The 11,706-nt window shown below is 46.1% G+C and carries 9 protein-coding genes; 5 read left to right on the forward strand and 4 right to left on the reverse strand.

Annotation, left to right across the window (positions count from 1 at the left end; genetic code table 11):
- Positions 1 to 991: 991 nt before the first annotated feature.
- Complete coding sequence (locus EHO60_RS09830) at positions 992 to 2,272, forward strand: glycosyl hydrolase family 18 protein (protein WP_210409332.1); 1,281 nt, start codon at positions 992 to 994, stop codon at positions 2,270 to 2,272.
- A gap of 26 nt (positions 2,273 to 2,298) precedes the next feature.
- On the opposite strand, the gene EHO60_RS09835 is transcribed toward EHO60_RS09830, so the two are convergent.
- Positions 2,299 to 3,297 (reverse strand): MBL fold metallo-hydrolase, encoded by a 999-nt coding sequence (locus EHO60_RS09835; protein ID WP_135767917.1) that lies wholly within the window; start codon positions 3,295 to 3,297, stop codon positions 2,299 to 2,301.
- A 131-nt stretch (positions 3,298 to 3,428) separates the two neighbouring features.
- Between EHO60_RS09835 and EHO60_RS09840 the strand changes: the two genes are divergently transcribed.
- Positions 3,429 to 4,133, forward strand: a complete 705-nt coding sequence (locus EHO60_RS09840; RefSeq protein WP_135767918.1) for a Crp/Fnr family transcriptional regulator — start codon at positions 3,429 to 3,431, stop codon at positions 4,131 to 4,133.
- Between the two features lie 11 nt (positions 4,134 to 4,144).
- Here the strand turns inward: EHO60_RS09840 and EHO60_RS09845 are convergent, their stop codons facing one another.
- Positions 4,145 to 5,314: an acyl-CoA dehydrogenase family protein gene (locus EHO60_RS09845; RefSeq protein ID WP_135767920.1), complete on the reverse strand. Its 1,170-nt coding sequence runs from the start codon at positions 5,312 to 5,314 to the stop codon at positions 4,145 to 4,147.
- Positions 5,315 to 5,491: 177 nt separating this feature from the next.
- On the opposite strand from EHO60_RS09845, the gene EHO60_RS09850 reads away from it, so the two are divergent.
- The 3 genes from EHO60_RS09850 to EHO60_RS09860 all read left to right on the forward strand — a co-directional run bounded on the left by EHO60_RS09850 (position 5,492) and on the right by EHO60_RS09860 (position 9,123).
- A complete protein-coding gene (locus EHO60_RS09850) occupies positions 5,492 to 6,631 on the forward strand; it encodes a helix-turn-helix domain-containing protein (RefSeq protein ID WP_135767921.1) in 1,140 nt (379 codons plus the stop codon).
- Positions 6,632 to 6,742: 111 nt separating this feature from the next.
- A complete protein-coding gene (locus EHO60_RS09855) occupies positions 6,743 to 7,807 on the forward strand; it encodes a fatty acid desaturase (RefSeq protein ID WP_135767923.1) in 1,065 nt (354 codons plus the stop codon).
- 26 nt (positions 7,808 to 7,833) lie between these two features.
- Complete coding sequence (locus tag EHO60_RS09860) at positions 7,834 to 9,123, forward strand: phthiocerol/phthiodiolone dimycocerosyl transferase family protein (protein WP_135767925.1); 1,290 nt, start codon at positions 7,834 to 7,836, stop codon at positions 9,121 to 9,123.
- A 6-nt stretch (positions 9,124 to 9,129) separates the two neighbouring features.
- On the opposite strand, the gene EHO60_RS09865 is transcribed toward EHO60_RS09860, so the two are convergent.
- Both EHO60_RS09865 and EHO60_RS09870 read right to left on the reverse strand, forming a co-directional pair.
- Positions 9,130 to 9,543: a hypothetical protein gene (locus EHO60_RS09865; protein ID WP_246028227.1), complete on the reverse strand. Its 414-nt coding sequence runs from the start codon at positions 9,541 to 9,543 to the stop codon at positions 9,130 to 9,132.
- Positions 9,544 to 9,548: 5 nt separating this feature from the next.
- On the reverse strand, positions 9,549 to 11,012 hold the full coding sequence (locus EHO60_RS09870; RefSeq protein ID WP_135767928.1) for an APC family permease: 1,464 nt from the start codon (positions 11,010 to 11,012) through the stop codon (positions 9,549 to 9,551).
- Between the last annotated feature and the right edge of the window lie 694 nt (positions 11,013 to 11,706).

Here is an 11,706-nt window from a genome sequence, read left to right on the forward strand (position 1 = left end):
TTTGGTTAGAATGTCGAATCCTTCCCTTGCCGCTAACATTGACCGATCGAACGAAGCAAAAATCCAGTTCGGTTATTTCCGAAAAATATTTTTCATTTTCCTTTGTGTCCAAGACCAACATCTTTCCTTATTAGCCTGAACTTAGGGCCAACTATATTCCCTACTTAATTTAGAAAAGGATCAGCAGGATGGAGCTAGAAACGGTCCAAGCAATTCGTTCGAATCTGTGATCCGTGCAAGAATGTAAGATTATAAGAACCTAATATTAGGTAGATGACTTTCAGTTACCTGCCGAGGGGATTCTTAGCGGTGAGATTGACTGGAAACTGGGGAATATTTTGACCCTGGGCTCTTTTGCCTCCATGCGCCAATCATTTTATTGGAGCCTTAATCATTCTTCGTTTGGCTCCATCAGGAATTCTTTCTTAATTCCGCTAAACAAAGCATTCTACGAATGATTCAAATAAATGAAAATACGATAATTTCCATCAGCAACGATCGCAGCTGGGCTTTTTAATTGAACAGTAGCTAAAGCAATTTTTCCCGAAATCTTTTCGGAAGACGAATTGGGTACGTTGATCTCACGAACGATCCTATTGGATACGCATGATATGGCAAAGGATAGAAAAATAAATAGAAATATTCTTTTTTTACCGAGCATTTTAATTCATCCCCTTTAATTGTTATGTAGATATTAGAAATATTGAATAATTTTATTAAATAATTTTGCTGTCAAATAGTTTTTCCGTACTTTCAGAATACCGACGATTCCGATTTTTAGAAACCGCATCTCGCTTTTAAGTAAGGATTCTCCCTTGGAGGGCCTATGACTTTCCAAGGTAACAAGCGCAAGGTCCTTGGAGGTTTCCATCGTGCTATTCATGGAAAAACCTCGCCTAAAGTCATACAGCTAAATAACAGACAGTTTTTGAGCTAAGGCCTCCCTTTCTTGTTGCCTCTGTAAGGTTTTTTCAAAAACAATAACTTTCTCTTGGAACGGATCTTTACACGTAGGCTATTCACCTTTTTCGCTTTCTTCTTGTTTTTACTATTTGCGGGCTGGCTCTTCTTTCTCCGCGAGAGAGGAGGGGGGAAGGGAAACGAAAGAGTCGAAAAAGCGAATGAAACGAGGATTTACGCTTCGACTTGGTCTCAGGATTTTTGGGCCATGCTCAAATACATACGTCTCTATGACGAGCTGCATCCGTTTTTATACAATTTGGAAGGCGGACGGAACAATACCGGGCGAATCTTATCGGTATGGAAACCGGAGGAAATCTCCGAAAGAATGATGTGGTTCCGGCTCGTCTCTCCGAATACGTTGATCATTCCCACGATTTTTCGCTGGGAAAACGATTTCGAAAAGATATCCGACGCGATCGGCTTGGCAGGAAACGTAAAAGTCCGGGATTTTCATATTCGAAATATTTTAAGCGAAGTGGAGAAATACGGGTACGACGGAATTGATATAGATTACGAGGGAATGACCTGCGAAAAGAAGGAAGCCTTCGAGGAATTTTTGGCTCTCCTCAAAGAGGAGCTACACAAAAGAAAGAAACTGCTTTCGGTTTCCATTCATCCTAAAACGGTCGCGGAACAAAAGACACGCTTTGCTTGCTCGGGTCTCAAAGCTCCGATCGAAGTCGATTATTTCGAAGCGTATCGCGGCCAGTTGACCCACGACTACGAATTTTTAGGTCGGACCGCGGACAAGATCAAGATTATGGCGTACGAATTGCATCCTAGGAAAAACGGATTTCCCGGTCCCGGTCCGCAAGCGCCGGATTGGTGGATCGATAAGATCCTGCAATACGCCGTGGAGAGAATTCCCGCGAATAAACTTTATATGGCGATTCCTACGTACGGATACGACTGGCCTCTGAATTGCGATCTTCCTTCCAAGTCCGTGTATTATTCCCGAGCGAAGTTTATCCGGGAACATTGGAATCCGAGGATGGAACAGCCGACGGACGTAATCAAAATCTATCAAACCCAGGCGAAGGCGGGAGATTGGATCTACCTTCGCCCTTATCTGTACCGTCATGAAGGTCATGTTTATACCGACCCTTCCTTATGGTACAGGTCGGGAGGCTGCGATCGTGCGGCTTTCTACATGAATCGGACGTCCTTCGAGAAAAAGATGAATATATTAGAAAAATATAAAATTAGGGGATTCTCTTTTTGGCAATTGATAGAGGACAATGATCCGGAAATCCATCAATATCTGGAGGAAAAATTGGGAGAAGGATCCAAAGAATCTTCTTCCCCCTAAGATACGTTAGTTCGATTCCGAAATTCTCATTTTGCCAGGCTGATCGTCGGCTCCTTTTTCCATTGGGTGGGTTCGTGTCCGTAGACGACCCGTACTTTCCGAAAGGTCTTGGAGAATAGATTCATTCTACTTATGATATCCACGCTCTTTTTCTTATCCACCGTAGCCCCCGGAGGGATTTCGTTTTCGAATCCCGCTTTTAGGTGGGAGGAATCGAACGTGAACAAAATGGGTCCGCTCGAGGCGTTTAAAAGGACGGCAAGTTCCCCCTCCGTGTGTCCATGGGCGGAGATAATCCAGACGGATCCGTCTCCATAAAGATCGTGAACGGAACCTAAAATCGGCATTTCGAAGAACTGATCCTTTTTTAGGATAGAGAGATCGAAATCGAAGGAAAGGGCCTTCGAAGAATATCCGTGAAAAACTCCGAAAGCGCGACTTGCGTCCTTGGCTTCCTCTTCGGAAATCAATACCCGTACCGGTCCTCTTTTTCTAAGCGCCTCCATTCCTCCTATATGGTCCCAATGCAGATGGGATACCAGGACGAAATTCAACTGTTGATTCGAAATTTTTAATGCTTCCAGCTGGCCTGCGGAATCCCTTCCTTTTTCGGAACGACACGGGGCATTGAACAAAGGTCCTATCAGACTGAAATCGCAACGATTTTCGGAGTCGACGCCCGGTACTCCGGAATCCAGAAGAAAATACCCGTTTTCCGGATGTTTTACAAGATAGCTCAAAGCGGGCACCCATTGTTCCCGTTTCTGGTCTTCCGGCGTTTTGGGATTTTCACGATCGATCAATATGGAAGGACCAGTGAACACATATCCGGTTAGGAAGGCGGTGACTTCCAAGCGGGTCGGCCGGGAAAAAACTTCTTCCCAATTTCCGAATTTTCGATCGGATTTGGGACGACTCCAGACGTCGGCTTCCTTTTTCATCGGAGCCGCCAAAAAGCAATTTGAACTGAATAGACAAGCAAGGACCAATGTACTCCCTACTTTCTTTTGAAAACCGTTCGACATTTGAAACCTCTGTGGTTCGGAATTTACTGATTTCCGATCCACACGAATGTAAGATACACGGGCTTCCGAAAATCGCCTGGGACTTTTGTTCCATCGGTTCGGAAAAAATACGAAAAGGAACGTGAAACAGAATGAAATTTCCGAAAGAAGTTCTGCAAGCTTTGGAATCGAGCATCTTTTCCTCTTTGGAAAAGCAAACGTATCTACCGTTGGTTGAAAGAGGTTTTTCCGTAAGATTCAAAGCGGGACAGATTGTGGAAAGAAAAGTCGGCGATCCGGAATATGCGGGGCTCGTCGTTTCCGGTTTTTTCAGGATGTATCTGTTTGCGGAATCAGGGAGGCAAATCACGGTCCGTTATACGAAGAGGGGAGATATGATGGGAATCGTAGGCGCCTTAAGCGAGGAGGAGAAGATCGGAGAGCCGGAAGAGACTTTTGTCCAGGCCTTGACCGATTCCGAAATCTTGGCGCTTTCGTTCGAGGATTTGCGAAAATACGGGAAGCGTTCCCCGGAACTCGCCTGGGCATTCGCGAAAGAATGCGCTAGAAGAACATACGCCGCGTTACGGGAATTGTACGGTGTAAGTTTTACCGGGGTTAGGCAAAGGCTCGCGCGCCATCTGTTAGTGAACGCTACGAGCGGAGAAAATCCTCCTTTTCTATCGGTGATCTTGTCGCAACAGAATCTCGCGGACTCGATCGGAACGGTACGGGAAGTGGTGGTCCGAGAACTGAGAAGTCTAAAACAGGAAGGACTGATTATCGGGCACAGGAACCGGATCGAAATCCTGGATCCGATCGCGTTGCATTCGGTTTCCGAAGAAGGATACCGATAGGGAAGATTATATTATTCTTTCATAATACTATTGGATATGATCAATTTTTGGATCTCGCTGGTGCCGCCGCCGATTTCCCCCAATCTCACGTCCCTATACAGTCTGGAAACTTTGTATTCGTCCATGAATCCGGCTCCCCCGTGGATCTGCACCGCAAGGTTCGTTACCTCTCTCGCCGAGGTCGTGGCGAACAATTTGCAGGCGGCGCATCTTCCGGATAAATTCATATTTCCTTTCCCTTGAGAGTCGCTTTCTTCCATTTCCCAAGCGACGCTGTAAGTGAACCATTTGGAGGCTTCCAGTTTCGCGTACATTTCCGCCAACAGAAACGCGACTCCCTGGTGTTGGAAGATGCTTTTTCCGAAACTTTTTCTTGTGGAGGAAAAATTCTTGGACTCTTCCAGGCAGGCCTTCATGACTCCTAACGAGTAGGAGGACAAGGACAGTCTTTCCGCATTAAAAGTCTGCATGGTTTGTCGGAAACCTTTGCCTAATTTTCCCAGGATGTCCTCTTCGGTAACTTCCACCTCCTCTAGAAACAAAGCGCCCGTAGGGGAACCTCTCAAACCCATCTTGTCCATAGAGGCGGAGCGAGTTACCCCTTTAGAATGTAGGTCCACGATAAAATGTGTGAGACCTTTTTCTTGTCCGATCTCGTCTTGAACTCTCGCTAGAACGAGACAATAGTCCGCGACCGGAGCGTTCGTAATGTACGTCTTTTGTCCGGAAAGCAGGTACTTCCCTTTCGAAGTCCGTCTTGCTCGTGAGGAGACCGCCGAAACATCCGAACCGGAATCCGGTTCCGTGATTCCTAAGGATCCTATCTTTTTCCCTGAGATGATGTCCGGAAGGTACTTTCTTTTCTGATCCGTTGTTCCGAAATGTTTTAGAGGAAGTCCGAATAAACCTGCAGAAGCACCCACGCTGAAAAACGTACTACCGCAATATTCCGAAACGACTTCCATTGCCAGAGTGCTCAAAAAAATTCCAGCACCTTGCCCTCCGTATTCCTCCTCGTGCAAAAGGCCGAGGTAGCCTGCCTGAGCCAGTTTTTCGAAGTGAGAGCGTGGGATTTCCTTATTTCTATCCGCCTGTTCCGCAAACGGAGCAATTTCCTTTTTGCAAAACGTTCGAAACGATTCAATGAACTCTTGTTCATTCTTTGTTAATTGAAAATTCATGAATGCCCTCTCGAATCGGGTCCAGAGTCGAGAGGGATCCGTTTCCTTCAACAAGAATTCCTCCTTCCGAATGTTGTTCGGATCGACGTTTTTTTTCCGGGCGATGGACGGCTTTTTCCTCCGGTTTCCAGATTTAGGATGGTTGACAACTTCCAGTATCGTTGGATAACACCCTGCATGCAGTCCTTGCTGTCCCTTTCCATTCCGCGATTCGGAAGCGAGTATGTTTCCTGGGCGCTGGTCTCTTTTGCGGTATTCGGAACGTATTTGGGTTTTCTACTTTGCGTGGGTCAATGCGTTTTGGAACGCAAGTCCGCGTTAAATCGTCTGCTGTCCCTGTTGTTTCTGTTTTTAGGAATTCTGGTAGGCTCGGGACTTGCGATGGTCTCGGGTTTTTATCGTGTCTCTCCTAGATTCGTTTTACTGCATATTCCCGCTCTCGGATCCATAGGTCCGGTACTTTACGGAATCCATAGGATCATACGGGATTCCGAAGTGGAAGAATCCTTTTTCGGTTTGGATAAAAAGCATTTTTTCCTTCCCGCTTTGTTTTGGGTTTTATACGTCGCAGTCTGCTTTTCGGATTCAGAATCTTTGGTGCACGGGTTCGAGAGTTTTGTTTTCCAATCGACGAGTTTAGATCTGGTTTTTTATGCCCCGTTCGCGGTTTTGGCCGGATATATATTAGGACTTCTGAAAGGAATTCGGATCCTTTTTAAAGTTGCCGTTCTTAGGGAGGAATGGACGACTCGGGTGCTGTTATACATCCTCCTCGCTACAATCGCTAACCATACCGTCGGAGCTTTGTATCTTTTGGGAAAGAATCCTTTGTTCCTGTTGGTGAGCGCGGACATGATGACCTTAAGCCTTTGCATTTCCTATCTGATCGGCCGGAAATATCCGGCGTACTTTCAGAATTTGCAACAAGTGGCGCGGGATACGATCCGGAAATACTCCCGTTCTCTCTTGCAAGGAATGGATCTGGAAACCTTGAGGGAAAATCTTAGAGTTGCGATGGAAGTAGATCGGTTGTACCGAGACGAGGAATTGAGCTTAGCAGCTCTCGCGGAGGAGATGGCACTTTCTTCCCACCAACTTTCCGAGTTGATCAACCAGGAAATGGGCAAGAATTTTTCCGCGTTCGTAAACGAATACAGAATCCGGGAAGCCTGCGAACTCCTCAAGAAAGATAAAAATCGATCGATTTTGGACATCGGATACGAGGTAGGTTTCCGAAGCAAAACTTCCTTCCATCGGGCTTTTTTAAAAGAAATCGGACTTCCTCCGTCCGAATTTCGGGAAAAGGAAACCACCTAGAGAACCGGATTATCAATCGGAACCGGATTTTCGGTGTCGGTTTATAGAATGGAACGACGGGCGCTCTTTTTCGTGCCATAGTAATTATGAGCGAAATGAAAGGAGACTCGCATGGCGGTAGCGGCGTTACAAAAGAATCGTCCAGTCGACGGATTTAACGATAAGGAAAAAGCGAAGAGGATCATAAAGTGGATCCGTAGGACGGATTCCCGAGTCCGGCGAAAATTGGGTTTTCTAAAATACCAAAACGAGATCGGATTCGGAATCACGATCGGATCCGCCTTCGGTATGATCCTATTGGGAGGGTTATATATCGCGGGTTTGATTCCATTTTGGGCCTGTATCGTAGGTAACGGAATTCTCGCTTCCTTTCTGCACGAGATGGAGCACGATCTCATTCATAGTTTGTATTTTAAGGAAAATCCTAAGATGCAGAATTTCCTGTTCTGGGTGGTTTGGCTTTTTCGGGCGAATACGGTCAATCCATGGTTCAGGAAGGAAATCCATCTTCTCCATCACAAACTCTCCGGAAATAGAGAGGATATAGAGGAGCGTTTTATCAGCAACGGTATGCCTTTCGGTTGGAGAAGATTCTTAGTCATGGTCGACCCGATCATGGCCGTGGTATTGCAAGGCCCTCGGATCCGTAAGGACGCGATCCATTATCTGAAGAAGATTAAGGCATCGCCGATCAAAGGACCGTTCCGTTCGATCTTTCTTCTGCTTTGGTATTCTTTTTTGATATGGGGTTTCTTTTCCGGAGTAAATTGGCTTTTGGGAAATCCGGTAAAAGAGAGCGGTTGGGCCCAAAGTCTTCATTCCTTCTTGAATACTGCCGCAGTGGTTTATCTGATTCCGTGTTGGTTGCGACAGACCTCCATTCAGATCGTATCTTCGAATATGCATTATTACGGGGACGTAAAAGGCTTGTACCAGCAGACACAAGTTTTGGATTCTTGGTGGGTCTTTCCTTTGCATCTATTTTGTTTTAATTTCGGCGCCACCCACGGAATTCATCATTTCGTGGTAAGTCAGCCGTTTTATCTGAGACAAATGGTCGCCCCTTATCTTAAGCCCGTTTTGAAAAGATACGGCATTCGATTTAACGATTTTGAAAGTATGCTTCACGGGAACAGGTACGAAAAAGATCCGGTCGGATTTTTGGAACCTGCCTAAATTTTCCAAAAAAGGAAAATTCCTCCATGCAGAGCGTTTCGGATCTAGAAAAATCGCATAACGGTTTCGTGCGTTCCTTGGATCATGCGGAGGCGAACTTCTGGTTGTACGACCATGTATCTTCCACGAACTTCGTGTGTATGGTCCTAGGAGTCGGAGATTTGAATCCAGAAAGCATCCGCTCCGGATTGGATTTCGTACAGGCTAGGCATCCGCTTGCGCGGGTCGGTATCGAGAGGAAATACGGGGACGATCCCCATCTATATTTTGTTTCCGTTCCGGAATCTAAGATCCCTCTTTCGGTGCAGTCCATTTCTTTGGATTGGAAAGCACGCTTAGCTAAGGAATCGATGCGCGGATTCCGATCAGGAGAAGCTCCTTTGATTCGCGCAGTCTTTTACGAGTCGGACGAAAAACGGAATTGGGTCTTCGCTCTTGTGTTTCATCATAGCATTTCAGACGGACGTTCGGGATGTCGATTTCTGTCGGAGGTTTTACACTCTGCCGTATCCGAGGAGAAGGACCGAATTTTTTCCCAGGATCCCCATCCTTCGTTGATGGACCTCTATTCCGCCGAAGGGAGGGCCAAAGAGAGGATGTTGGAGGAAAAACCTTTGCATTTACCGCGTTTTTCCCGCAGGCTCGGAGAACCGGAACCGAAGATCTTGGACTTCCAGTTGGATTCGGAAGAGATCGGTGCGTTAGTCGCTAAAGGAAAAGAGAAGGGGATTTCTCTCCATGGTATCTTAGGCGCCGCGCAAATCTTTTCCTTTTACGATTTTTTTTCTTCCGATACTTCAGGAATTTTGAATCTTTCGACTCCCGCCGATCTTCGTCCGTATCTGAGTAGATCCGTCCCGGATTCCGCATTGGGTTTATATATCACCCTTTTGACGACGCAGCTGAAGATAGGGACTCCCTTTTGGTCCTTGGCAAAACGGATCAAGGAAGATCTGGTGGATCGATTGAATCGTAGGGAGGGTAGGGCATTTTACGAACTTCTTCCTCCGCCCGAACAATTTTTACAGAGGGAGGACGGGTTGCGCATTTTCGCGAGCCTGATGTCAAGGATCCCGCAGGCGAGCGTGCTAAGCAATCTAGGAGTTCTTCCTCCAATCGAAGTTAACGGTTTGGATTTGAAGGAAATTTCCTTTACGGTCCATCCTTCTTTGAATCAGACTTTATTCATCACTGCGACTACGTTCCGGGATCGCTTAACCTTGAATATTAATTACGACTCAAATCGATGGGAACCCGAGGAAATACGCAGGTACGTATCGAATTTTCACCGGTGTCTTTTGAAGTATTCGCACTAAGTCGGATCATTGTTCCCCGGATTCCCAAGGAAAACGAATCTTAGTTCGATCGAAGATTTTTCTACCGTAAATCCATCCGATACCCATCGAGGCCAAACCGATCCAAGAGGCAAAAACGGCGAGCGGGTGAGGAAGCTCCTCAGCCAACGAAGGGACTTGCAGAGTTAATCCGGCCAACATAAGAATCATATGCAATTCGGCCGTCCTCGATCTTTGGTCGGAAAGAAATTTTCCCAAACCTCCGCCGGATAAAAACGCAAGAACTCCGAAGATCGCGCCGAGTCTTCCTATCGAAAGCGGAAGCGCCTCTCCGAATCCTAATTCGGACGCAACGGAGAGTAGGGCTTTCGCCGTTAATAAAAGTACGGATAGGATTCCTATGTATGCGTGGATGCGAAGTCTTGATTTCGCTCCGAGCAAGGAGATTATCTCCTTTCTCCACCTGCGAGAGGAACCGGTTCATTTTCCGGGAGGAGAGAGGAAATTTGCCGATCTGCGGGTAACGGATCGAAAACGGGAGGAGGAAGCGGACTTGCGGAAATTCTCTTTGCGGATTTGAAATAAAAATACATGGGAACGGAAAGGAGCGTGAATCCAATCCCCCAAAGCGCTTCCGCGGGTTTACTCCAAACGAGCACGGCGATAATCACGATATTCGAAGCTATATAAAGATAAGTGGAATATGGGTAACCCGGAATTTTGAACGTAGTGATAAAATTCCGTTTTTCGAATATGATCGGAGTATAAGCCGTGATCGTAGCTAAAAGCAAGGTGGAGCAAGTGATCAGATATAGAAGGGATTCGATTTCTTTCACTAAGGAGAAGAGACAGGCATATCCGCATTGGAAAGCTAAAGACATGTATGGACTTTCGTATTTCGGATGGAGTTTGGACATACTTGGAAAGAAGTAACCGTCCCTTGCCATTGCGAAATAGATCCTGGAGCCTCCGATGATATATGCCGAGATTCCACCCATAAAGACCCAGCAGATAAAAGCCGTAACCAAATAAGTGACTTCTTTTCCGAACAGAAATCCTGCGGCGGTCACTCCTATCTTTTCATCTCCGGTAAGTACTGAGCTCGGAGCGGAACTTAAATACAAAAAATTAATCAGCACGTAAAGCAGAGTTACCAATGTGCAGGAGATCAATACGGCTTTATAGATGTTTTTTTCAGGTTTTTTTACCTCTTCGGCGACGTAGGTGATCATGTTCCATCCTAGATAAGAGAATGTCACCGGAATTACGCCCGCCAACAGAAAACCCCATTCCTTCGGCTCCTTGGGGAGTAAGGGAAACGACGTGAAATGATCTAGATTATAATTTCCGAATGTGAATCCCAGAATCACAAAAAGGGCGAGGCCTAAGATTTTTAGAGTAGTGAAGAGGTTCTGGATCCGCGATGCGATGGCGATTCCGAAGAAATTGACGATCGTAAAAAATAGAATCGCGGACATTCCCAAAAGTTGGGCGCTACCGATTGAGAACGTGATTCCGAGGAATTTCGCCTCGAAAAAATATACGTCCCAGCTTGGATCGAGAAGAGAGAAGAGAGTTTTGGAAAATGCTATGGCGGACAAGGATATGGATGCGGAGAAATTTACGGAAAGAGCCAACCATCCGCTGGAAAATGCCACGATCGGGGAGTATGCCTCTTTTAGATAAACGTAATCCCCTCCCGCAAACGGAAAAATGCTCGCGGATTTCGCATAGCTCATCGCGCCTGCTACGGCTAGTAAACCCCCTAAGATCCAGCAAAGAAGCACCAAATTCGGGTTCGGAGTCTGGCTCAGGATGTAACCCGTCGTAATGAATACTCCGGGGCCCACCATTGAGCTGAACATCAGCGAGATCGAATCGTAAAGATTAAGAGAGCGACTGAGTTTCATCGAAGGGTTTTGGTCACAATGTCCGTTTTGGGTCCTTCCACAAGGAATTTTTAGGGGCCCCGCCCGGCTCTGGGAGGGGGCCGGTGCGGTGGTACCCCCGATCCCTTATCAGAATTTTCTCATTTCGACAAGAACGTTTTTTGTGCAAATTCTTGTAGGAGGTCCTGCAAGAGAGAGGCAAAAAAAGAAGTAGTGGAAAGGATGTTTTTGTGATAAGGGGCGGGCGAGAATCGGCCCGCCGCCTCGCTTCCACCTGGGTGGGGCCGGTAAATTCTCCCACGAACACAATCGATTCTTCTCTTCCAGCCTATGATCTAAGCTTCTGCAAATTCGTGTTCGCTTGCCACTTTCTCATTATGCTGAACTTTATATTATCATAATATAATGCTATATTTTAAACCGCATTGTGAAGCCTTCTTGCAGAGATTGTAAAATTATGTCACATATCGATTTTCCCTGTCTCCTGGGTTTTGGTAAAATTTCTATAAAAAGAGTTTGACCCCGCGGGCGGATTTTGTATTTTGGTCTTCTCGGTCGCAATCATATTGCGATGTAACTGAAACGTCAGGTAAAAACGGGCAATTTGCCTCTTGGAATCTACGATTTTCGGGAAAAGAGAAAGTTCCTTAACAACAATATAACTGCGAATGAGAAATAAAAAAGCTGAGATTGAGATCGGGGATTAAGAGTTCCA

This window comes from Leptospira fletcheri (assembly GCF_004769195.1).
GTDB classification, from domain to species: Bacteria; Spirochaetota; Leptospiria; order Leptospirales; family Leptospiraceae; genus Leptospira_B; species Leptospira_B fletcheri.